Origin of the sequence: Streptomyces mirabilis (assembly GCF_039503195.1) — a bacterium.
Classification (GTDB): Bacteria; Actinomycetota; Actinomycetes; order Streptomycetales; family Streptomycetaceae; genus Streptomyces; species Streptomyces mirabilis_D.
Genome location: NZ_JBCJKP010000001.1, coordinates 281,471 through 302,495, shown reverse-complemented (window position 1 = coordinate 302,495; position 21,025 = coordinate 281,471). Strand labels below are relative to the sequence as shown.

Genomic DNA, 21,025 nt, shown 5'->3' with positions numbered 1-21,025 from the left:
CCACCACCAGCCCAAACCCAAGAGCCAGAGCAACCTAACGGAGTCCTACTAGTGCTGGATTCCTCAAAGGAAGTACACATAGCGGCGGCGTAAACGCCTGGTGGGCGGTGCGGGTCTGCCCCAGATCCAGGGTCGGGCGCGGGCGTTGAGCTGGGCTGTGGCCACTTCGGTGGCGTGGGTGATGTGGTCGCGGTCGCCGAAGGAGCGTCCGGCCAGGGCGGTCTTGCGGAAGATGCGCCACCAGCCTTCTTGGAGGTTGAGCCAGCAGGCGCCGACTGGGATGAACACATGCTGGATGCGGGGATGTTCCTCGAGCCAGGTTCGGGTGGACACGCTGTTGTGGGAGGACAGATTGTCGGTGATCACGTAGATGTCCCCGACGGGGTTGGCGTCCTCGACCAGCTGAAGGAACTGCTGGTAGAAGGCACTGTTACGGGAGGTGGCCGTCAGCGTGAGCTCCTGGCCGTCCCGGACGCGTAAGGCGCCGTAGACCCAGGTCTTCTCCGGTCCGCGGGAGTAGTCGAGCTCGTTTTTGATGCGGTGTCCGTCCGGTGACCAGCCCGGTGCCGGCGGGAAGGTGCGTGGGATCACCGGGCCGAGTTCGTCGGCGCAGACCACCGTCGCGCCGTCGGGCGGGCTGGTGTACAGCTCGACGATCCGCGTCCTTTTCCCTCGAAGTCCACATCTCCCGAGCGCGTCCACGAGCGCGTGCGCCGCCAGCGCACCCCCTCGGCCAGCAGGATCCGGCGTACCTGGGAGCGGCTGACCTCGATGCCCAGGTCCCGGGCCGCGGCAGCCAGTGTGTCCAAAGTCCACTCCGAGGGCCCCAACTCGTCCGCGGCCCACATCTCGTTCGACGGCTGCACCTCCAGCCGACCCGGCGGCGTCAGCCTGACCAGGCCGACGATCCTCGAGCGCTCGGCCTCGGTGATCCTTCGCCTGCGGCCCTGCCCGCCCAGATCCTCCAGTCCCTCCAGCCCCAAGCGGTTGAAGCGGTGCAGCCAGCGGCGCACCGTCTTCTGACCGCACCGCAGCTCGTCGGCTATCTGCGGGACCAGCCAGCCGCCCCAGCTCAGCTCCACCATCCGGCAGCGCTCCACCACAACCTTGGGCGCCTTTCTGGCCGACGCCAGGCGGTGGACCACCGCTTGCTCACCCTCGTCACGGCCCGGCCGTGCCCTCAGCACCACTACCCAGCACCCGCCCCCGAACACCCGCAACTGCCCCGCTACCCGCAGCTATACCCACCGAAAGAGGAATCCAGCACTAGGACGGATCTAGGACGGATCTAGGACGGTAGTCCTTAGCCTCGATCCTGATGTTCACCGACAGGCCAGCAGCTGAGGTCCCGCTTCGGGACAGCAGCTTCGACAACAGGGGGTTTGCCGTGACCGTATCCACGTCGGGTTCCATATCCACCGCTCCGGTTCGTGGCCGTATGAGGCTCCGCGCCCTTGGATCTGCCACTGCGGCGCTCGCCATGGCGCTCGGGCTCGCGGTCGCGAACACCGGAACCGCAACCGCGGAGGCTCAGGCCTCCAACTGGACGTACGGACACGTCTACCGCTTCATCAGCATGAGCCCGGACTACTATCACTCCAGTACCTGCCTGGACGACTCCGGCTCCAGTCCCTCCGGCTACCTGCGCAACTTCACCTGCAATGGGCAGAACTACCAGCAGTGGAAGGTTACCGCCCTCAGCAACGGCTGGGCCCAGCTGAAAAATGTGAACACAGGTCGCTGCCTGGACTACTCACACGCGTACCAACTGCGTACCTACGTATGCAACGGTCCCAGCTTCACTGGCGGCTGGCAGGGATGGGCGATGATCAACCGCAGCGCCTTCAATGGCTCCCAGGTCCTCAAGAGCGCCACAAACGAGGACCCCAGCAGCATGTGCGTGGACATCTCCTCCGGCGGCGGCACCCGCGGTTTCGCCTGCAACGGCTCCTCTCAGGACGCCGGATACCAGAGCTTCTGGGCCGAGGACGATTCCATCTGACAATTCTCTGTCCAACTCATCACGCTACCGGAGCGGGCCACCTTGAGAGTGCGGCCTGCTCCGGGGCAGCCCGCGCGGCCTGAACACCGCAAGCCAAAGCTGCAGGGCCGCCCTGCTGGGCAGCCTGACGGGCCAGTGGGCAGAGCTGGACATGTCTGCGGCCGGCCACCCCACAGTTCGGGGTGGCCGGCCGCAGCCGTGCGGTCAGGCCTCGGGAAGAACTCCGCCGACGGCGACGAGTTCATACCGCTGAGCGTTCCGGAGATCCGCCGGCTGGTGGGGCACTTCGTCGCCGCACCCCACCACCATGCCAACGAACACCACCTGCACTGGTCACGCTTCCGCCGACGAAGCCAAGCCCGCGCCCGCAAATCCCACTATGAGCGCCGAAGACACAACTCCCAGATGCGATCGACGCCTACCTGCAAGAGCCTGCGGACCAGGACTTCGCCGTCCATCACATGGCTGTAGCCGTCGAACGTCTGGCCAAAGCGTACCTAAGGGTTGTCCCGCAAACGATCTTCTACGGGTTGAGGGTTGCAGCGGGCTGATCGGTGGGACCTTCCCTTATCCCGTCAGGACTAGTACTGCAACGGCGTTTGGCGTGACTGTTGGCCAGGTTGGTCGTTGGTGTGGTTATGGGTGGGGACCTTGCTGGTGCCAGGCAGTGGGCGGGCGAACTGGATCGGTTGCACGAACGGTTTGAGCACCGGTTCGCCCGCAGTGAGCCGAGGGAGTCGGCTCTGGCGTATATGCAGGGACTGATCGCTCCGCTCGAGCGGAAGAACGGCTGGACACTGGCTGAACAGGCAGGTCACGCTGCCCCGGACCGCATCCACCGGCTGCTGAACCGGACCGACTGGGACGCAGACGAAGTCCTCGGCGACGTGCGCGACTACGTTGTCGAACACCTCGGAGACCGCGAGGCCGTCCTGATCGTCGATGACACCGGTTTCCTCAAGAAGGGCATCCGCTCGGCCGGCGTGCAACGGCAGTACTCCGGCACCGCCGGACGCACCGAGAACAGCCAGATCGGTGTGTTCCTCGCCTACGCCACCGGCCGCGGGCGCGCCCTGATCGACCGCCGCCTGTATCTGCCCACCTCGTGGACGGACGACCGGGAACGCTGCCGGCGGGCCGGTATCGACGACAGCGTCACCTTCGAGACAAAGGTGGCCATGGCCAAGGCGATGGTCCGCAAAGCCATCGCCGACCGGATCCCGTTTCGGTGGGTGACCGCGGATGCCGCCTACGGCTTCAGCAAGGGCTGGCGCTTCGAGCTGGAACAAGCCGATGTCTTCCACGTCATGGCCACCACCCGGCACGACACCGTCGTCACCCGCTGGTCCATCGATCATCCTGTCCACGACCTGTTCCCCGGCCTGCCACGGCAGAAGTGGAAACGCCGCTCCTGCGGCGCCGGGGCCCACGGCCCGCGCGTGTTCGACTGGGCCCGCGTCGAGGTGCGGCCCTGGCACCGGGAAGACCGCCGGCACTGGGTCATCGCCCGCCGCAGCGTCCGCCGTCCCGAGGAGATCTCCTACTACATCGCCTACTGCCCCGCCGACACCACCCTGGACGAACTGATCCAGATCGCGGGCAGCCGGTGGGCCGTGGAGGAATGCTTCCAGACCGCGAAGCAGGAGTGCGGCCTGGACGACTACCAGGTCCGCCGCTACCCCGGCTGGCACCGCCACATGACCCTCGCCATGGCCGCCCACGCCTGCCTTACCGTCCTGCGCGCCCGCGAACTCGACGCCGACAAAGCAGAAACGGATCCTCCCACCTCATCCACTACAGCGTCGCTGAGATCAGACGCCTGATCCACAGGCTCACCCACCGCTGGCCCACCCCCGTTGACCACATCCTGCACTGGTCAACATGGCGCCGCAGACGGCAGCATCAAGCACGCGTCAGTCACTACAAACGACGCGGACACAGCCCCTGAAACTGCCCAGCAATCAGCACAAACACCGTTGCAGTACTAGGTTGTGTAGGCGTGCGACGCCGCGCATGGCGTGGTGGACTCCGTCGCCTTTGAGGCGGCAATCGCGGAGGATCTTCCAGCCCTTCATCCGGGCGAAGGCACCACCACATCACCCTCGTGACCGCCCCCCACGCTTTCCTCACAGAACAACGCCTGGCCCCAAAAGCACCCGAACCGGTCTCACTCTCTACCAAGTCCTCGACGCACTACAGGACGTCCTGAGGTGTTGGACCGGCACCTGCACCACCTGCCATCAGTCCCTGCCCAGGCGAACACACAGCACACCAAGATCGACACAGACCTAACGGAGTCCTACTAGTGCTGGATTCCTCTTTCGGTGGGTATAGCTGCGGGTAGCGGGGCAGTTGCGGGTGTTCGGGGGCGGGTGCTGGGTAGTGGTGCTGAGGGCACGGCCGGGCCGTGACGAGGGTGAGCAAGCGGTGGTCCACCGCCTGGCGTCGGCCAGAAAGGCGCCCAAGGTTGTGGTGGAGCGCTGCCGGATGGTGGAGCTGAGCTGGGGCGGCTGGCTGGTCCCGCAGATAGCCGACGAGCTGCGGTGCGGTCAGAAGACGGTGCGCCGCTGGCTGCACCGCTTCAACCGCTTGGGGCTGGAGGGACTGGAGGATCTGGGCGGGCAGGGCCGCAGGCGAAGGATCACCGAGGCCGAGCGCTCGAGGATCGTCGGCCTGGTCAGGCTGACGCCGCCGGGTCGGCTGGAGGTGCAGCCGTCGAACGAGATGTGGGCCGCGGACGAGTTGGGGCCCTCGGAGTGGACTTTGGACACACTGGCTGCCGCGGCCCGGGACCTGGGCATCGAGGTCAGCCGCTCCCAGGTACGCCGGATCCTGCTGGCCGAGGGGGTGCGCTGGCGGCGCACGCGCTCGTGGACGCGCTCGGGAGATGTGGACTTCGAGGGAAAAGGACGCGGATCGTCGAGCTGTACACCAGCCCGCCCGACGGCGCGACGGTGGTCTGCGCCGACGAACTCGGCCCGGTGATCCCACGCACCTTCCCGCCGGCACCGGGCTGGTCACCGGACGGACACCGCATCAAAAACGAGCTCGACTACTCCCGCGGACCGGAGAAGACCTGGGTCTACGGCGCCTTACGCGTCCGGGACGGCCAGGAGCTCACGCTGACGGCCACCTCCCGTAACAGTGCCTTCTACCAGCAGTTCCTTCAGCTGGTCGAGGACGCCAACCCCGTCGGGGACATCTACGTGATCACCGACAATCTGTCCTCCCACAACAGCGTGTCCACCCGAACCTGGCTCGAGGAACATCCCCGCATCCAGCATGTGTTCATCCCAGTCGGCGCCTGCTGGCTCAACCTCCAAGAAGGCTGGTGGCGCATCTTCCGCAAGACCGCCCTGGCCGGACGCTCCTTCGGCGACCGCGACCACATCACCCACGCCACCGAAGTGGCCACAGCCCAGCTCAACGCCCGCGCCCGACCCTGGATCTGGGGCAGACCCGCACCGCCCACCAGGCGTTTACGCCGCCGCTATGTGTACTTCCTTTGAGGAATCCAGCACTAGCTGCCTGTGCCGGAGGCTCGTCGTCTTCGGCGCGCTCTGCGTGCGTGCTCCTGGACCACGTTCCGTCCGCACCGTGAGCACGATCACAGCCTAATTCGAGGGGTCCCTCATGTTAGTCTTGATGTATGAGCCACCAGCACGTCCTGTCCGCGCCCCAGGCGCCGGCCAAACCGCTGCGCCGCGACGCGCAGCGCAACAGGGACGCGATCGTGGCCGCTGCCCGCAAGGCTTTCGCCGAGCAGGGACTGGACGCTTCCCTGGAGGGTGTTGCCCGCGAGGCGGGTGTCGCGATCGGCACGGTCTACCGGCACTTCCCGCGCCGGCTCGACCTTGTCGAGGAGCTCTTCACCGCGAAGTTCACGGATCTGCTCGCTGCGGCCGAAGAGGCCGCGGCCATGGACGACGCCTGGGAGGGGTTCTGCTCCTACCTGGAAAAGCTCTGTGAACTGCAGGCCTGTGACCGGGCCTTCAACGACCTGGTCTCGGCCCGCCTGCCCGTCCACGCGCTCGGCAGGGGAATGTTCGAGCGCACGGAGGAACGGGTCGCTCAGATCTTCCGGAACGCCCAGGAGCAGGGCGTCCTGCGTGACGACGTCACTCCGGAGGACATCGCTTTTGTGATCTGGTCCCAGGTCGGGATCATCCAGGCCACTCGTGCCGTCGCTCCCAACGCCTGGCGCCGCCATCTCCACCTGCTGCTCGACGCCTTCCGCGCCGAGTGCGCCCACGAGCTGCCCGAACCCCCGCTGACCCCTCAGCAGTTCGTGCAGACCCTCACCACTCTGGAGTGCCCCGAAGCGGAGTGCCGCGAGTGCCGCGACGAGGCATGAGCCTCGGCTGACGACATCGCGCAACGCGGCATACGACGTCGTGCAACGCGGCATGCAGCGGGACATGTGGCGGGCCCGGTGCCGCCGTCGGCATCCGGGCCCTCAGCCCCACGGGGGCGCCACCGTCCGGGGGGATGGCGTTCAGTTTTCCGCCAGCAGCTGTGCCAGTTCGGCGTCCAGGTCGAACCGGCTGGATTCGGTCCCCGGCGGCACCGCGGACCACGTCTCGCGCAGGAAGGATTCCACGCCCTGCGCGGGGAATTCGAGCAGGGCCGATCCCGCAGGTGAACTGAGAACCGTGCGCACCACATCGCGTCCCGAGTCACTGGTCGGCCACATGCGCACGTCTCCGTGCCCGGTGTGCTCGCTCAGGGCCTGAGCCAGCATGTCGCGGCTGAGGAACCACTCGACCGTTCCGCTCTGGTCCAGGGGGTGGAAGACGGCACGCACGGCATAGGGATCATCCGCGTCGTACTGCAGTGCTGCAGGTATCGACACCGACAGGTCGTGCGACAAGACGAGCCGCACGGGCAGCTCGTGTGCCACGGTTCTGACCGATCTCACTGTCCCTCACTTCCATGTCCCCGCTCGCCCGGCACTGCGATGGCTCTCCGTGTGCTTCCAGGCGCGGGGGTGGCGGTACCGCCGGCGCGACCGGAAGCGCCGGTGGACGGGAGCAGCCCACGCGGTTCGCGCGTGTTGTCCCTGTTCAGCCGGGGGGCGATTGCACCGGCTCGCGCTCGATGTCGGCTCGGCGAGCGGTCGGTTTGACGAGTCGCAACGGCGCACCCCAAAGCCACGTCGTTGCGGCCGGTCAAACCGACCGTGCTGGCCTGCGGCCGCATCAGCGCTGGTCCGCAGACCACGCGACCTGGTCCAGGTACCAGCGCTCGGCGCTGACGCGGTACGTCGTCGCCTCGTACCAGCGGTACCCGTCCCAGACGTACAGGTGGCTGCCGTTCCAGCGCTCTTCCCCGTAGTGGCCCTGGCGGTCGTCGTTCGTGTACCAGCCGCGGGGTGCGCCCCAGCGGTCGTCCTGTGCCTCGTGGTGAGCGCTCTGGTATCCCTTTGCGCGGTCGCCGCCGGCGGCGACGGTGGTGATCGCGGTCTGCGTGTGCGCCCCGGGCGCCGAGGCCGTCGCTGCTGACGCCGTGCCGCTGACTCCGAGAAGGGCTGCGCCTGCCAGCGCCGTAGAAGCGACAGCGGTCGAGACGCGCTTGATCCACTTGTTCATGGTCATCTCCTTGTGGTGTGCCGCGATTCCGTTGACCGGGCGGCCGTCCTGTCCGTGATCCGGGGAATCCGGATCGGCCGGGTGCCGAACGGTGAGGATCATTCGGAGGGGGTCCTCATGTTCGGCGCTGCCCAGCGTACTCGAGGGGGCCCTCATGTTTGCGGTGAGGCTCATCACAGCACGTCGGAGGGGTCGAATGGCACGAACAGGGCGACGGTGGCCGAGGCGGCGGGCGCCGGGTCTGACCTGTAGGAACGGGCATCCGGGACTCGGGGCGCCGGCGCCGGGCTCGCGCTGGGAGCCGCCGGGATCAGGCGCGCCTGCGCCGCGGCCTGCGCATCGGGGATGTCGTCCCACATCACCGCTCGGCTCTCCCGCGGCCGACGCTGCCCTTGCCGAAAACCTCATCCGCTCAGGCATGACGTTGGCCGCGCGTGCGCTCACACAACTGGCGACTTGGCCCGGCCTCACCGAGGTGGAGCCGAACTGCGGGATTGGTCATGCACCCGCCTCAGCCCACGGCGAGATCGCCCACTTTCATTCCGACCTGGACGTTGGCCTGCACCTCACGGCGAGGGCCATCCGGCGGTTCGAAGACCACCCCACGAACGCCTCCGCCGTCCGGCTCGTGCCTGGCTCGCAATGGGTGGCGCTGCACCTGGAAGTCGCCGCAGACATCGACCTGCTCATGACCTTGGTCAGCCTTGCCTTGCAGGCCCACCAGGCATGGCCGGTTCCTGGCGACGGCCCACGCACACGGTGCAATGATCACACAGTGAGGCGCTTCCGCATGAGAATCTCAGCGGAGGCTGAGTAGCGCCCTTCCAGGCAGGTGGCACCGTGGCGGACAAGGCGCGCGAAGAAGACCCAGCCTGTACGCGCTGCGAAACGGTCGCGCCCCGCGGCCACAACGGGAGCGGGGCTTGTGGAGCGATCCCCTACGGGTTGCCGCTGCCGTGTGTGCCGCCGAACAGATGCTCAGCCGTAGGGTTCGACGAGCCGCATCGCCGAACGCATCGCTGATCTGCGGATCATCGACTACCGCCACGCTCCCTGGCGGATGGACATCATGGAGTGGGCCTACGGCCCGGCACTGCGACCGAACCCGTACATCGACGAAGTGGTGCGGCTCCAGTCCACCACTGTCCCGTAGCCATTGACCACCATCAGGGGGCGTCGCGCGTCACGGGGCGTCACCTCCACTCCCAACCTCCGCTCCCAGCCTCCTCCTGGTCGCCGCCGCATGCCTCCCATGCTGGAAGGGCGCGAGTGGCGGCCAGGGCAGTGAGCCGGCGACCAAGGTGCCGGTGTCGATATCGGCCGCACACCATCGCCGTGCGAGCAGCAGGACATGCCCTCGGTCATGTCAGCAGCCCGCTGGTCGCACGGGGCCGACAAAGCCGGCCGCTCTCGTTCGTCCATTGGTCGGGGGAAGGCTTCGACCTAAGGGTTACCGGGAGTGGCAGTCAGCCGCGGTCACGGAGGCTGGCTTCTTCGAGGTCGAGTTCGTACTGGATCCGGCGCCGGGTGGCGTTGCTGATCTTGTTCGCTTCGTAGAGGCGCTCGAGCTCGGCCGCCTCGATGGCGATGAGTGTCTGGCGTATCTCGCGGTAGGCGTCGGCAGGACGGGCGTCCGGGTCGCTGTAGTGGGCGTCTTCAACCTGGTGGATGCGCGCTTCCAGATGACGACGGGCCTGTTTCAAGGCGGCCTCGGCAGCGGCACCCAGATCAGCGAGCTGATCCAGATCGCCAAGCTGTTTGAGCTCTTCGAGAGCGGCGTTTGCAATGTGTCGGCGGGTCCGGGCCTCCTCGCGGGCGGTGCGCTCCGGTTCCAGAGCGATGCCGGAGCGGCGGACGATGGGGACCAGGGTGAAACCCTGGAAGATCAGAGTGAGCGCGATGGTCCCGGTGGTGAGCGTGAGAATGAGCGCCCGGTGCGGCAGCGGCGCCCCTGTGTGGGTGACCAGGGGGATGGAGAGCGCGGCTGCCAGCGGCATGACGCCTCGGGTGCCCGCCCAGGACAGGACAGCCGGGACGCGCCAGGAGAGGCGGTTGTCGACCTCCCTGTGCCGGTGGTGGATCAGGGCGGACAGCGGGAAGATCCACAGCAGGCGGACCGCCAGCAGAGTGAAGGCGATCACCGGCACCCACAGTGGCCAGCCGTGCTCGTCGCGCGCGAGATGACGGACGGCCGAGGGGAGCTCGAGGCCGATCAGGGCGAAGACGACGCTCTCCAGCAGGAAGGTCACGGTGTCGTAGACGGCGTGGACCTGGAGCCGGACGGGGGCGTTGCTGAGCTTGTGGCCGGTGCTGCCGAGGACGACCCCGGACACGATGACGGCGGTCACGCCGGAGGTGTGCGATTGCTCCGCGATGACGTAAGAGGCGTACGGCGTGACCAATGCGATGACGGTCTCCAGCATGGGGTCCTCGGTCCGTCTGCGGATCAGGGCCACCACTGCGGCGACCGCCGCGCCGATGAGGCCTCCTCCGCCTGCCAGGATCAGGAACTGCTCAACGGTCCCGGGCACACTGATGGCGCTGCCGGACACCGCGGTGGCCACGGCGACCTTGTACAGGACCAGTGAGGTGGCATCGTTGAAGAGGCTTTCCGCCTGCACCATGGCCTGTACGCGCGGTGGGAGAGACAGGCGCCGGCCAAGCGCGGTCACGGCCACGGGGTCGGTGCTGGCCAGGACAGAGCCGAGGATGAACGCGGTCGCGGCCGTGAGCGGGGTGATCGCGTGGGCCACGTACCCGACGGCGATGGCCGAGGCGAGGACCAGGCCGAAGACCAGGCCGGTCACAGGCCGCCACACGGTGCGCAGGTCGCGGACGGAGATTTCCCCGGCCGCGGCGTAGAGCAGCGGTGGCAGCACCAGCACGTTGATCACGTGAGGCGGCAGGCGCACCTCTGGAACCCAGGGCATCAGCCCCACGACCAGACCGGCAACTACGAGGAGCGAGGGGGCGGGCAAGCTCCAGCGTCGGGCACCGGTCGCCACGGCGGTGGCCAGAACCACGAGCAGCAGGATGACGGTCAGGCCGGTCATGGAGTGTCCCCGTTGGGTTACGGCTTGTTACCCCCTCTGGCCAGGTGCTTTATCAACGTAACCGACCTCGGGCGGTGATGCAGCTGACGTGACTCCTCCCCGGCTGAGGCCGGGGGCTTCTCGCTATGCCGGGTTGGCGTCGCGATGGACCAGCCCGGCCCGTAGAACGTTGGTGGCTGCCACTGTGTCGGCGTGCGCGGTGTGGCCGCAGGCGACGCAGTGGAATTTCTCCTGTGTGGGCCGGTTCTCCTTCGCCGTGTGCCCGCATGTGGGCAGGTGCGGGAGGGTCCTTGGCCCCGGATGTTGAACACGTCTATGCGGCTTGGGCCAGGGTAGTTGCTGCTGGTTGCAAGTCGTTCTCGTAGGCGATCGGAGATCGCTGACCAAGGCGGGAGTGCCGGCGTCGGGTGTTGTATCGGGTCAGCCAGCGGAAGGCGTCGAGTCGCGCCTCGTGCTCGTTTGACCAGCCTTTACGGCCCTTGAGCGTCTCTCTCTTGAAGGCAGCGTTGAAGCTTTCCGCGGCGGCGTTGTCCGCACTGGACCCGACCGCGCCCATGCTCTGCCGGACCCCTGCTGACCTGCAGATTTCAGCGAAGGCCCTACTCGTGTATTGGGCGGATTCAATCGATCGTCGCAACACCGCTCCGGTCAGGCTCCCGCGGGTCCGCTCGGCGACCGCCAGGGCGTCGATGACGAGCTCGCGGGCGCGTCGGCAGGGCCCCGCGCACTGACGCTCCCGCCGGGGCGCCACCAGACCGCGGCCCGGTGGCGCTGCCAGGCTGCTGTGGATGTCAGTCGGCCGCCACTGCCTTCTGCACCTGCTGCGGCTCGGCCGGATCGGGCTCCGAGGCGGCCGCGGCGGTGTAGAAGACCGATGAGCCTTGCTTGGTGCGGTGGGCATGGCTCTTGGCGACCAGGCCTTCGAGGGTGGTGCGCACGACCGTGGTCTTCACAGTGCGCTCGGGGTGGGCCTGCGTGAGCGCGGTGGTGATCTCGGCGGCGGAACGCGGCTCGCTCTGCTGCTCCAGGTAGCCGCGGATCACCTCGACGAGGGTCGGCTTGGCCGCTGCCGTGGCCGTGGACGCCTTCACGGATGGGGCCTTGGCCGCGGGCTTCTTGGATGCCGTCTTCTTCGCGCCCGTGGCGGCAGCCTCCTTCGGCTTGCTCTGCTCGGGTTCGGCGGAGGTCTGGTGAGGCACGGACGGTGCGGCTGCCGGGGCTGCCTCGGCGGCGGGACTTGCACTGCCGAGTGCCTGCTGCATGTTCACCAGCACGGTGTGGTCGTGCTGCAGGGCACGCAACTGCTCCTGCAGGGCTTCGATCTCCACACCGATACGTTCCTGCTCCTTGGTGTTGCGCTCAAGATCGCCCGTCACCTGGGCGACGTACTGCGAGGTCAGTTCTGTGGCGGGGCTCTGGCTTTCAGGCATGGCATGGACCTTTCTGCAGTCCGCGGGCACGGCGGTGAAAGAAGGAGCCATGTGCGCGAACGGATGGAAGTGGGTGTCCCGTCTGAGATGACCGGATCACCCGCAGGACACAACTGCCGCAGCATGCGGCAGTTTAGAGATAGTACGTACGAGGGCAACCAGATGTTCCTGTCACGTGATGCCTCACTCTCCCGTGCAGGGTGAGCGGTCGGCAGATGCGGGGCATGAGACGCAGTTGCTGACCGTTGTGCCGTCACTGCTGGCCACCGCGCGGCCGGCCCTGACCTGGAGAGACAGGCGCCGGGCGACTGCGTCGGTATCCCGGCAGTAGTGCCAGGCAGCAGTGGGCGTGAAGCCACCAGCTGGTCCAGGAGCTCCTCGGCCTGGTGGGGCGAATGGCCGCACAGACGTGCGCTGTCGTTGATGCCAGGTGTGGATGTCAGGCAGGCCGCGACACGATGCTCATCGCGCGGTAGTCGTAGCCATCTTGTTTGAAGCCGGGGGCCTCCCATGTGAGGTCCACCTGCTGTCCGGGCGACAGTGTGCGGAAGCCAGTCGCCTGGATGTGGGAGAAGTGGCCGAAGCAGCCACCGGGGGTCTCGGGGGAGTCGAGCACGCCCCAGCCCTCCTCGCCGTTCCACTCGCGGACAGTTGCCGTCACCATGAGCGGAACTCTATTGAGACGGAACCTGAAATGGGTCGATGTTGTGCTGAGCTGCCTTTACGGCGGGCTTCTTGTGGACGGCAGCGGGGCACTGCTCGGAGCGCGGACAGCTGTGGACGGCCGGTTGCGGTTACGGCGGTGTCCTTGTTCCAGGCTTCAGACGTGCTCTCCCGGGCGGGGTTCATCCGCTGACAATCCGCGGCGCCACAGGTCGCGTTGGTGTTGGCCTCGACCAGTCTGAACGATGCCCAGACGTCCGTCGTCGCCCGCCCGCATCAGCCTTCCGTCGTCGCGCAGTCAGACATCCGCGGCCCGTTTGCGTGCCCAGCCCAGCGCCATCGACATAACGATTTGACTATGATCATCCACGTGGTGTGTCGGCATTTCGGACACAGCGCGAATCAGGAGCCGTGCCGTTGGCGTAGTGTCCGTACTTCTCACTCAGGAGTCCGGGAAGGGCTCCTGACTGGCACTCACCACCTTGGAGGCTGTAGCCCGGTGAGAATCCGAAGCCCCCTTCCCGCCTTGGCCACTGCGACGCTGCTGGCCGCCGCCCTGGCGCTGCCGACCGCCACTGCGTACGCCGACCCGGCCCCGGCCGACGCCACTCCCGCACCGTGGTGCGAAGGCAGGGCGTCCGACGGCACCGCCCTGTTCTTCGTGGACACCCAGTTCTCGTCCGCACTGCTTACCTACGGCAACGAGGCCCTGACCGCCACCGGCAAGGTCCTCGCCCAGGAGCCCGACGGAACCCTGGCTCCCTACTCCGGCCCGTACACCCTCAGCGTGACGCTCGGGAGTGCCGGTCTATACGCGGCCGTGGGGACCGTCACCGCCGACGGCAGCTTCACGGTCCACAAGTCGGTACCTGAGTCGGCAGGCAAACAGCAGCTCACGCTATCGGCTGTTGTCGACCGCATGGGCTTCTGCGGGCCGTCCACACAGGTGGACCCGGTGACCGAGCCGACCCGGATCGTGCTCGACAAGACGACGGCCGCGGACGTACCGGCCTGGGGAACCACCAGCATCAGCGGAACCCTGGAGTACCAGGGGCAGGACGGCACCTGGCACCCCGCCCCCGGCCAACCCCTCACACTCCAGGGGGCGCACTCGACGCAGGCCGGCACCACGGGCAGCGATGGCCGGTTCTCCTTTACCCAGGACGTGTACAACACGCCGACCCACTGGACCGTGGACGCGCGAGACCACACCGGGGGCTGGGACGAGTACCTGACCGGCACGTCCGCCGGCTTCGACATCACCTCGATCGTCCAGCACGCCACGCTCCACCTGGCCTCGGCGAAGGTCGACGCCCACTCCAGGCTCTCCGTGTCCGTGAGCGCGGACAGCACCGACGCCGCGATGCCCGGCAACGTCCTGTACCTCCAGCAGTCCGCCGACGGGAAGACCGGCTGGACGACGGTGGACCGCATCCCGGCGAATCCGCTTCCCGTTGCCCGGGCGGTCACCTTGACCGTCAGCAACCCACACGGCTACTGGCGGCTGTTCTCGCCGGCCGCGACCGACTTCCCGGCCGCGTACAGCAACACCGTGCACACCTCCGTCTACGCGACGAAGGTGACGGGCGGGAAACCGAACCACACCACGGTCTCCAGAAACAGCTACGTCAGCTTCAGCGGCCACGTCTACGAACAGGGCACCATCGGCCCCTGGAAGCCCGTGACCCACAGCTACGTGACGCTGCTCTTCCGCCCGGCAGGCCAGAAGACCTGGCTGTCGCGGTGCCGGGTGAAGACCGACGGCAGCGGCGCCTACTGGATCAGCGGCAAGGCGACCACCGGCGGCACCTGGGCCGTCGTCTGGTACACGCCGGACAGCGCGCACGTGGACGCCCAAGGCCCCCAGACCTACGTCCACGCCTAAAAGCGAGCGTGCTCGCGAGCGTTTCCCGACAGCACCGACCATCTCCGAGAGCGCCCCGAGCGACACTCGCATCTGTTACTCAGGGAGTGGTAGCCGGTGTACTGATCGGCGGTCTCGCTGACCAGTGGGATTGAAGAAGCCCACGGCTCTGAACAGCTCAGATGCCGTGGGCTTCTGTCGTTGTTGGTCGGCGCCGGCCGCCCTCGGACGGCTCACAGACGGCCCAGCGCCCACGCGCCGCCTGATGCAGGTTTTGCGGTTTGGCCTCATCCTTATCAGGTCGATCATGCAGGATCTGCGGCTGAGGTCAACCCGCTGCGTACCTCGACCCGCTGTCCGCTGCCATCCTTGGCGGACCGCTGCCGTTCGCCACTGTTGGTGTCAGGCGTTGGTGTCAGCCCCGAGCGACGACCTTGACAACTGCGTGATCTCCGGGCTTTTGCGACCTGCTGCTGTCGGATCGGCCCAGAGACGGCCTCACGGAGCACTCATCGACTCTTGCTCCCACTCGGGTCCGCCTTCCTCTCGTAAGCCGCCAGCTCCTCGGCGGTTCCCGCAAAGGCCGGACCGCAGCCTGGTGGTAGTCGCTCGATGACCATGGCTACGGCGGCCTGCGCGCTGTCCGTTTCGGCGATCCGCGGGCTGTTGCGATGCGGTCCCTCGACGTAGTACCGGCCGTCCGTCAGAGTGCCGATGTAGGGGATGTCCCAGGTGGGACGGAACCCCGTGCACCTGCTGAAGTGCAGCTCCCACATACCCGCCCACGGGCAGAGCTGACGAAGCTGCGGCTCGGCGTAGGCCACCTGCACCATCTTGGTGAACGGCCCCAGGAGCGGCAAACCCTCCGGCCGGGTGTGCTCCCCGGCGGTTGCCAGGATCTTGCGCCAGGCAGCTTCAACGATGTCGGTCACACTGCAATTGTGCACAGGTGAAAAGGGTCGGGGGCCGTCGCGTTGAGTGTTGCCCGCTCGGCACCGTGATTCCCCGAGGTCCCCGCACGATCGGGCACGGGCACCTTCCGATCCGTAGCTCTAGCCGGATCGGTCAGTGACGGCCATTCCGGCCGCTACCAGGCCCCGGAGGGACGCTACTGGGCGCGGGTGATTGCCCTCATCCTCCAGAGCCGGATGGAGGAACCCGGCCTAACTCAGGACGAACTAGCTCGTCAGCTCAACAAGGCGCTGCTGCAGATCACCGAACGCCCAGGGGAAATATCATCGCGCACCATCCGTAACCTGCTCAGTGGCAGGCATAGCCGTCCCATCGGCCGTACCTGCGCGGCACTGGAGCACGTATTCGGCTGCCCTGTGGAGGAATTAGAGTTCAGTGCACCAGGCTCCATGCAACGCCCCCCCGGGAAGACCCAGTGCGGCGCCGCGACTTCATCGCATCAACCACAGGAACAGCCGCCGCAGCAGCAGTGCCGATCACCAAACATCGCCGTTCGGTCGGCATGTCCGACGTGGCACGCGCAACAGCCAGCATGAATGAACTTGTAGCAGCAGACGACCGCCAGGGGGGACACACCGGCCTTGCAGCCATCGCCCTTCAAGGCCGTTCCAGGGTGCTAGAGCTACAGCAACGAAACGCCAGTGACCGTGTACGTCGAGCGCTGTACGCGCTCGCGGCGGAGTACACCACCATCGCGGCCTGGTCGTGCATCGACCTGCGTGAGCTCGACCGAGCGCAGAAATATCTCCATGAGTCCACGACGTTTGCCGGCTTGTCACAGGACCCATCAACAGGAATGCGAGTGTGGATCAACATGGCCATGCTCGCCTACCAGCGACGGAACTGGACTGAGCGGCTTGCAGCAGCGCAAGCCGCAGAGGCGTCCCTAGCCGCCCGCAAAGACCCGTTCTTCGGCTCCATGGGACGTGTGCGGGTAGCCTTGGCCCATGCAACTCTCGGGGACACCAGGGCGGCAGAACGGTCCCTCGGGGTAGCGCAGTCGACCCTCCGCAAGGCCGGAGAAGAGGATCACCCGCGCTGGACGGCTTTCTACGGGTCAGCCGAACTCGACCATCTCGCCGCGATCATCCTCAACCACAGCGGGAAGCACGCGAGAGCCGAGGCTATGGCGCACCATGCGCTGGCCAGAATCCCGCACACATTCCGTCGCAATCGCGGTCTTGCCACGTGCCAGCTCGCGCTCGCGCAGCTACGACAGGGCGAGCCCGAACAGGCCACACAGACGGCTGCCAGCGTTTTCGCCATCATGAATGGCTCTCCCCTCCCTGGACGGATGCGCACCCTGATCGGAGACTTCCACCGGGACCTCTTCAGCATGGCGCCGTCCACGACGTACGCCCGCGACTGGGCAGACCGTATACGAGATGAATGGAGTCGAGCGTGACCAGCGTGATCAACCTGCGGCACTACCGCCACGGAGACCTCCCGGCTGGCTTCAAGCAGCTGCTGGTCGATGTCCATGCTGACGCCTACGCCGACGCCATGGACTTGGAGTTCAATCAGCGCTTCCCCTGGTTCGTCGATCACTGGTCGAACATGGCAGGCTTTACGGGACGAGCCGACCGGCTTCGCCTACGGCGCACCGCTCCAACCCGGCCGCGAGTGGTGGCGATCCACCTCCTACGAACCGAACAACGACTACACCGCAACCTTCGCCGTCTCGGAGGTCATGGTGCGGTCTGGATGGCGCAAGCAGGGAATAGCCGAGCGACTGCATGAGGCACTGCTCTCGGAGCGTTCGGAGGAACTCGCGGTGCTCCTGGTCGACGTCACCCACCCCAAGGTCCAGGATCTCTACCCTGGGGTTACGCCAAGGTTGGTGAGCAACGGCCGTTCGCCGACTCCCCGCTGTACGCAGTCATGCTCAAGGATCTGCTCTCCTGGTAGCGGTCTGCCCACCGTTTTGCTGTGCTGGGAGAGACTTGGAAGCGTGCGGCTGCGCGGCGGGGTGGCCATTGATCGTCGACGGCGCGGCCGAAGCACTGGCGCCCATCTGGAACGTGTCTGCGCAGCAATGCAACACCGGCATCGTCATACGGGCCGCCAGCATAGGCCGTCACCTGTCCCAACCGATGTACCACGGGGCGCAGCTTCCCTGGGAACTGCGGTGGCGGATCGAGGACTTCACCCGCGTGTCACCGCCGTACCGGCTCGGCCCGCACGTGAGCGTGCTCGCGATCGAAGCTTGACCTCAAAGAACTCGGTCGGTTCGCGGAGCGGTACCGCAAGGAGGAAGAGGCCATGTACCTGCGCCAGCCCATCGCGGCTACCGTGTAGGCATGCACTTCAGGGTGCGCACTTGTCCTCCTTCAGTTCGCCCGCCAGTCCCCATGACAGTGGCTGAGACACGTATCTCCGCTCCAAGAGCTGGGCAGTCTCAGATGCGTCGTTCGAAGTGCGCGGATGTTTGGAGGGCTTGTGAACATAGCCGCACTGCTCGTGTCGGTCGGTGCTCTGCTGGTGTCAGGCGCGGCTTCGTATCGTCAACTGCGGCTGGCTGGGCACGCCAACACTCTGCCCGTTCTGGTTGAACTGTTCCGGGAGCACAGAAGCGACTATCTGGCGGAAGCACGCTGGTTTGTCCACCAGGAACTGCCTGGTCGTGATGTTTCGGAGGGTCTGCACAGCCTGGCTCCTGAAGAGCTCAAGCTGGTACGGGATCTAGCATGGTTCTACGACAATCTGGGAGCTCTTGTAGCTCACGGAATCGTCGACATTGGCCCAGTCTCTGGGTACCTGGGCGGCTCAGTGATCTCCACCTGGGAGAGCATGGCGCCACTTGTAACCGCTCACCGCGCTCGAAGGAGTGCGGCCGGCCGGGATGAAGGCGCCGAGTGGCAGGGCTACTACGAGAATCTCTATCACTTGGTGAAACAGAATCCGCCTGCCGCTGTCCGCAACCGACTTGAGCGATGGACCTTGAACGCCTCAGCTCCACCTCGCAATTGAGGAAGAGCGGAGCTACATCAGCGGGCGACCGACCACAGCGGTGCCAGGGCCCCTCGCGGGGCCCCTCCGCCCGGGGCGGCTCAGCAGTCGCCGACCGCGTAGAACGGCACAAGGACGTCGTACCGCGACCAGCCGGTCACGTTGGTCGTCGTGTCGGTGTGGTAGAACCACTCCACCCCGCCCACGACCCGCCGGCAGTAGACCGTGGCGTTGTGCGATGTGTAGCCGTAACCGACCGTGGTGGACCCGGTGCTTGGGCTCGTGCGGATCCGGGCGCCATTCACGAGGTAGTGGCCCGCCTGCGACAGCGTATGGACGGGGGTGGCCTTTCCGCCTGCGGACGCTGCCGTGATCGTTGTGGCCGGTGTCTGGGCCGCGCTGACGCCGGCGGCGCCGGCGAGGAGTCCGGCCGCGGCGAGCAGTCCGACGAGCCCTCGGCGCATGGTCTGGTGCTTCACGTGGTTCCCCGTTCTTCGCACGGGTGGTCGTCCCGTGGCGGTGAGGCTGGATCCGTGCAATCTATGACGGGACGCGACCAACCGGCCATACTCTTCAAGGCTGTTCGAAGCGTAACCGCCGAGACCGACCTCATACCGGACGCTGCGCGACAGGGGCCCGAACAGCCTTGAGCTGAAGGTGTTCGGCCGGCGAGCGTTTCCAGCCGGTTGAGGATCTGTGCGGCAACGACCCGGGGAGGATGGGTGCGCCGACGCGCCTGGGGGCGAGGTAAGAGTTGATGCAAGAGTTGGTTTGCGTGAGTGCTGTGCTCCGCCGGGAGGTTTGGGTTTAGAGGAGCTGTTGTGGGGGATGGTGCCGTCTTGCGTGGTGTGCGGCTGGGAACGGGCTCGGCGGCAGGGCGGAGCCTTGGAGGCGGGGGACGGTGGGGGAGCGTCATCGGTTAACGCGCGTGCAGCGGTCTTTGGTTGGGGTGGTTGGTGGCGGTGCGCTCGTCATCGCGGGAATCGGCTTCGCGGGTTCCTACGCGGCCGTGCGCGAGCTGGCCCTCAAGAAGGGCTTCGGGAACTTCGCGTACGTCTTCCCGATAGGCATCGACGCGGGTATCTGCGTCCTGCTCGCCCTGGACCTCCTGCTGACCTGGATCCGCATCCCCTTCCCACTGCTGCGCCAGACGGCGTGGCTGCTGACGGTCGCGACGATCGCCTTCAACGGCGCGGCGGCCTGGCCGGACCCGCTGGGCGTCGGCATGCACGCGGTCATCCCGGTCCTGTTCGTGGTCTTGGTCGAGGCGGCCCGGCACGCGATCGGCCGGATCGCGGACATCACCGCCGACAAGCACATGGAAGGCGTCCGCCTCACCCGCTGGATGCTCTCCCCGCTCCCCACCTTCCTCCTGTGGCGCCGTATGAAGCTGTGGGAGCTGCGCTCCTACGAGCAGGTCATCAAGCTGGAGCAGGAACGTCTCGTCTACCAGGCCCGCCTGCGCTCCCGCTTCGGCCGCGCCTGGCGCCGCAAGGCCCCGGTGGAGTCGTTGATGCCGCTGCGCCTGGCCCGCTACGGCGTGCCGCTCGCCGAGACCGCCCCCTCCGGCCTGGCCGCCGCGGGCATCGAGGCGCCGATCCTGTTCACCCTCGAACGGGTCCCCGACCCGGTCCAGCCGGAAGGTTCTGCGCTCGAAGCGGCGGCAGACGGTGAACAGGAGGTGGCGGAGCTGGAGGAATCAGAGCCGCGACCGGTCCAGGTTCCAGCCGCCGCGCCCGAGCGGGTACTTGGGCCACGGGATTCGAGTGAGGATGCCGCCGAGCGGTTCGCGGGGGCCTACCAGGAGTTCATCGCGCAGTTCCAGGTCGAACCAACTGCCGCGCAGTGGGCGTTTTGGCTCCGTGACCAGTACGGCATCTCCACCGGGGCCAGCGATCCGCTTTCCGAAGCGCAGCTGCAGCCCCTGCTCCAGGTCCTCCAGAATCGGTGTGCGATTCCCGCCGTGGAGACCACCGGCGTCAAGGAGCCGCAGCAGACCGATCAGTCGTGGTACGACTACTTCTGCAGCGCCTGGCGCAGCTACGAGCAGGAGCGCGGCGACTACCCCGATGCTGGCGCCCTCGCGGCGTACGTGTACGAGCGGGACGGCATCACCGGCGCGGGTGAGGACTTGGACGACTTCGTGGTGAGCTTCCGGCGGCGTGAGTTCGACGACGCGGAGCTGCCTGCCGAGGAGGCTGTCGCCGATTCCGGCGAACAGGAAGTCGACGGACCCCTCCCAGAAGCAGAAGTTCCGTCATCGGTGCCCGCCGGCGCTGCGGCACAGGCCGCGAAGGAGCAGCGCCGTCCCCGGGTGGATGCTCCCATCGATGAGCCGCCGCCGGCGCCGGCGGGCGCAGTGGAAGAGCGCGTTGCCCTCACCACGGTCGATCGCTACTACCTGGCATGGGTGGAGTACCAGCAGCAGCGTGGTGCCGAGCCCAACGGTGATGACCTGTCGAAGTACTTGGGTGAGAAGGGCGTGGTCGGCCGTAACGGACGGG

21 protein-coding genes and 3 pseudogenes are annotated in these 21,025 nt (G+C 66.9%); 12 read left to right on the top strand and 12 right to left on the bottom strand.

What is annotated here, in order from left to right:
• Positions 1-63 precede the first annotated feature (63 nt).
• Both AAFF41_RS01610 and AAFF41_RS01605 read right to left on the bottom strand, forming a co-directional pair.
• Positions 64-618, bottom strand: a complete 555-nt coding sequence (locus AAFF41_RS01610; protein WP_343323180.1) for a transposase — start codon at positions 616-618, stop codon at positions 64-66.
• Positions 588-1,145, bottom strand: a complete 558-nt coding sequence (locus tag AAFF41_RS01605; RefSeq protein ID WP_343323300.1) for a helix-turn-helix domain-containing protein — start codon at positions 1,143-1,145, stop codon at positions 588-590. Before AAFF41_RS01605 ends, AAFF41_RS01610 begins: the two co-directional genes overlap by 31 nt.
• 293 nt (positions 1,146-1,438) lie before the next feature.
• Here AAFF41_RS01605 and AAFF41_RS01600 point away from each other — a divergent pair, with 293 nt between their 5' ends.
• The 5 genes from AAFF41_RS01600 (at position 1,439) to AAFF41_RS01580 (ending at position 6,356) form a co-directional block, all read left to right on the top strand.
• On the top strand, positions 1,439-2,002 hold the full coding sequence (locus AAFF41_RS01600; protein ID WP_164331868.1) for an RICIN domain-containing protein: 564 nt from the start codon (positions 1,439-1,441) through the stop codon (positions 2,000-2,002).
• Between the two features lie 638 nt (positions 2,003-2,640).
• On the top strand, positions 2,641-3,825 hold the full coding sequence (locus AAFF41_RS01595) for an IS701 family transposase (protein WP_143653969.1): 1,185 nt from the start codon (positions 2,641-2,643) through the stop codon (positions 3,823-3,825).
• Between the two features lie 535 nt (positions 3,826-4,360).
• The gene (locus tag AAFF41_RS01590) at positions 4,361-4,987 is read left to right on the top strand and encodes a helix-turn-helix domain-containing protein (RefSeq protein WP_343323181.1); all 627 of its coding nucleotides are present in this window, start codon (positions 4,361-4,363) and stop codon (positions 4,985-4,987) included.
• Positions 4,957-5,511 (top strand): transposase, encoded by a 555-nt coding sequence (locus AAFF41_RS01585; protein WP_343323180.1) that lies wholly within the window; start codon positions 4,957-4,959, stop codon positions 5,509-5,511. The genes AAFF41_RS01590 and AAFF41_RS01585 overlap by 31 nt, the downstream gene beginning before the upstream one ends.
• A gap of 140 nt (positions 5,512-5,651) precedes the next feature.
• A complete protein-coding gene (locus AAFF41_RS01580) occupies positions 5,652-6,356 on the top strand; it encodes a TetR/AcrR family transcriptional regulator (RefSeq protein ID WP_319754575.1) in 705 nt (234 codons plus the stop codon).
• Between the two features lie 141 nt (positions 6,357-6,497).
• On the opposite strand, the gene AAFF41_RS01575 is transcribed toward AAFF41_RS01580, so the two are convergent.
• Both AAFF41_RS01575 and AAFF41_RS01570 read right to left on the bottom strand, forming a co-directional pair.
• Positions 6,498-6,872 carry an SsgA family sporulation/cell division regulator gene (locus tag AAFF41_RS01575; RefSeq protein ID WP_415926090.1) on the bottom strand — a complete coding sequence of 125 codons (375 nt, stop codon included), beginning with the start codon at positions 6,870-6,872 and terminating at the stop codon, positions 6,498-6,500.
• A 328-nt stretch (positions 6,873-7,200) separates the two neighbouring features.
• Positions 7,201-7,692, bottom strand: coding sequence for a hypothetical protein (locus tag AAFF41_RS01570; protein WP_343323299.1), 492 nt, complete (start codon positions 7,690-7,692; stop codon positions 7,201-7,203).
• 316 nt (positions 7,693-8,008) lie between these two features.
• Between AAFF41_RS01570 and AAFF41_RS01565 the strand changes: the two genes are divergently transcribed.
• Complete coding sequence (locus tag AAFF41_RS01565) at positions 8,009-8,407, top strand: luciferase domain-containing protein (RefSeq protein WP_343323298.1); 399 nt, start codon at positions 8,009-8,011, stop codon at positions 8,405-8,407.
• A 649-nt stretch (positions 8,408-9,056) separates the two neighbouring features.
• Here AAFF41_RS01565 and AAFF41_RS01560 read toward each other — a convergent pair.
• From AAFF41_RS01560 to AAFF41_RS01540, 5 genes are all read right to left on the bottom strand, one after another.
• On the bottom strand, positions 9,057-10,643 hold the full coding sequence (locus AAFF41_RS01560) for a Na+/H+ antiporter (protein WP_319754579.1): 1,587 nt from the start codon (positions 10,641-10,643) through the stop codon (positions 9,057-9,059).
• A gap of 123 nt (positions 10,644-10,766) precedes the next feature.
• On the bottom strand, positions 10,767-11,030 hold the full coding sequence (locus AAFF41_RS01555; RefSeq protein ID WP_343323297.1) for a zinc ribbon domain-containing protein: 264 nt from the start codon (positions 11,028-11,030) through the stop codon (positions 10,767-10,769).
• The gene (locus AAFF41_RS51305; RefSeq protein WP_425526089.1) at positions 10,957-11,544 is read right to left on the bottom strand and encodes an integrase core domain-containing protein; all 588 of its coding nucleotides are present in this window, start codon (positions 11,542-11,544) and stop codon (positions 10,957-10,959) included. Before AAFF41_RS51305 ends, AAFF41_RS01555 begins: the two co-directional genes overlap by 74 nt.
• The gene (locus AAFF41_RS01545) at positions 11,435-12,073 is read right to left on the bottom strand and encodes a hypothetical protein (RefSeq protein ID WP_343323295.1); all 639 of its coding nucleotides are present in this window, start codon (positions 12,071-12,073) and stop codon (positions 11,435-11,437) included. The genes AAFF41_RS51305 and AAFF41_RS01545 overlap by 110 nt, the downstream gene beginning before the upstream one ends.
• A 439-nt stretch (positions 12,074-12,512) precedes the next feature.
• Positions 12,513-12,737: a cold-shock protein gene (locus tag AAFF41_RS01540; protein WP_319754582.1), complete on the bottom strand. Its 225-nt coding sequence runs from the start codon at positions 12,735-12,737 to the stop codon at positions 12,513-12,515.
• 525 nt (positions 12,738-13,262) lie between these two features.
• Between AAFF41_RS01540 and AAFF41_RS01535 the strand changes: the two genes are divergently transcribed.
• Positions 13,263-14,621 (top strand): hypothetical protein, encoded by a 1,359-nt coding sequence (locus AAFF41_RS01535; RefSeq protein ID WP_343323294.1) that lies wholly within the window; start codon positions 13,263-13,265, stop codon positions 14,619-14,621.
• Between the two features lie 488 nt (positions 14,622-15,109).
• Here AAFF41_RS01535 and AAFF41_RS01530 read toward each other — a convergent pair whose 3' ends face one another.
• A complete protein-coding gene (locus tag AAFF41_RS01530; RefSeq protein ID WP_240362938.1) occupies positions 15,110-15,532 on the bottom strand; it encodes a DUF6193 family natural product biosynthesis protein in 423 nt (140 codons plus the stop codon).
• Positions 15,533-15,987: 455 nt separating this feature from the next.
• Between AAFF41_RS01530 and AAFF41_RS01525 the strand changes: the two genes are divergently transcribed.
• Both AAFF41_RS01525 and AAFF41_RS01520 read left to right on the top strand, forming a co-directional pair.
• Positions 15,988-16,977 carry an NsdA family TPR-like regulatory protein gene (locus AAFF41_RS01525; RefSeq protein WP_343323293.1) on the top strand — a complete coding sequence of 330 codons (990 nt, stop codon included), beginning with the start codon at positions 15,988-15,990 and terminating at the stop codon, positions 16,975-16,977.
• Positions 16,962-17,480: pseudogene (locus AAFF41_RS01520) on the top strand (GNAT family N-acetyltransferase). Before AAFF41_RS01525 ends, AAFF41_RS01520 begins: the two are co-directional and overlap by 16 nt.
• On the opposite strand, the pseudogene AAFF41_RS01515 reads toward AAFF41_RS01520, so the two are convergent.
• A pseudogene (locus AAFF41_RS01515) lies at positions 17,474-17,608 on the bottom strand (helix-turn-helix domain-containing protein); the annotation flags it as partial. The pseudogenes AAFF41_RS01520 and AAFF41_RS01515 sit on opposite strands and share 7 nt — an antisense overlap.
• On the opposite strand from AAFF41_RS01515, the gene AAFF41_RS01510 reads away from it, so the two are divergent.
• The gene (locus AAFF41_RS01510; RefSeq protein ID WP_343326490.1) at positions 17,549-17,782 is read left to right on the top strand and encodes a hypothetical protein; all 234 of its coding nucleotides are present in this window, start codon (positions 17,549-17,551) and stop codon (positions 17,780-17,782) included. The pseudogene AAFF41_RS01515 and the gene AAFF41_RS01510 sit on opposite strands and share 60 nt — an antisense overlap.
• 229 nt (positions 17,783-18,011) lie before the next feature.
• Entirely contained in the window at positions 18,012-18,542 is a 531-nt protein-coding gene (locus AAFF41_RS01505; RefSeq protein ID WP_319754233.1) for a DUF4760 domain-containing protein, read from the top strand.
• An 80-nt stretch (positions 18,543-18,622) separates the two neighbouring features.
• Here the strand turns inward: AAFF41_RS01505 and AAFF41_RS01500 are convergent, their stop codons facing one another.
• Positions 18,623-19,000: a hypothetical protein gene (locus tag AAFF41_RS01500; protein WP_343323292.1), complete on the bottom strand. Its 378-nt coding sequence runs from the start codon at positions 18,998-19,000 to the stop codon at positions 18,623-18,625.
• Positions 19,001-19,449: 449 nt separating this feature from the next.
• Here AAFF41_RS01500 and AAFF41_RS01495 point away from each other — a divergent pair.
• Positions 19,450-20,125: pseudogene (locus AAFF41_RS01495) on the top strand (DUF2637 domain-containing protein); the annotation flags it as partial.
• Positions 20,126-21,025 lie beyond the last annotated feature (900 nt).

Excerpts from the sequence above, each read along its gene's own strand:
- AAFF41_RS01600 (WP_164331868.1), top strand. The coding sequence starts at position 1,439 with ATGAGGCTCCGCGCCCTTGGATCTGCCACTGCGGCGCTCGCCATGGCG.
- AAFF41_RS01595 (WP_143653969.1), top strand. The coding sequence starts at position 2,641 with ATGGGTGGGGACCTTGCTGGTGCCAGGCAGTGGGCGGGCGAACTGGAT.
- AAFF41_RS01580 (WP_319754575.1), top strand. The coding sequence starts at position 5,652 with ATGAGCCACCAGCACGTCCTGTCCGCGCCCCAGGCGCCGGCCAAACCG.
- AAFF41_RS01570 (WP_343323299.1), bottom strand. The coding sequence starts at position 7,692 with ATGATCCTCACCGTTCGGCACCCGGCCGATCCGGATTCCCCGGATCAC.
- AAFF41_RS01565 (WP_343323298.1), top strand. The coding sequence starts at position 8,009 with ATGACGTTGGCCGCGCGTGCGCTCACACAACTGGCGACTTGGCCCGGC.
- AAFF41_RS01560 (WP_319754579.1), bottom strand. The coding sequence starts at position 10,643 with ATGACCGGCCTGACCGTCATCCTGCTGCTCGTGGTTCTGGCCACCGCC.
- AAFF41_RS51305 (WP_425526089.1), bottom strand. The coding sequence starts at position 11,544 with ATGCCCACCGCACCAAGCAAGGCTCATCGGTCTTCTACACCGCCGCGG.
- AAFF41_RS01545 (WP_343323295.1), bottom strand. The coding sequence starts at position 12,073 with ATGCCTGAAAGCCAGAGCCCCGCCACAGAACTGACCTCGCAGTACGTC.
- AAFF41_RS01540 (WP_319754582.1), bottom strand. The coding sequence starts at position 12,737 with ATGGTGACGGCAACTGTCCGCGAGTGGAACGGCGAGGAGGGCTGGGGC.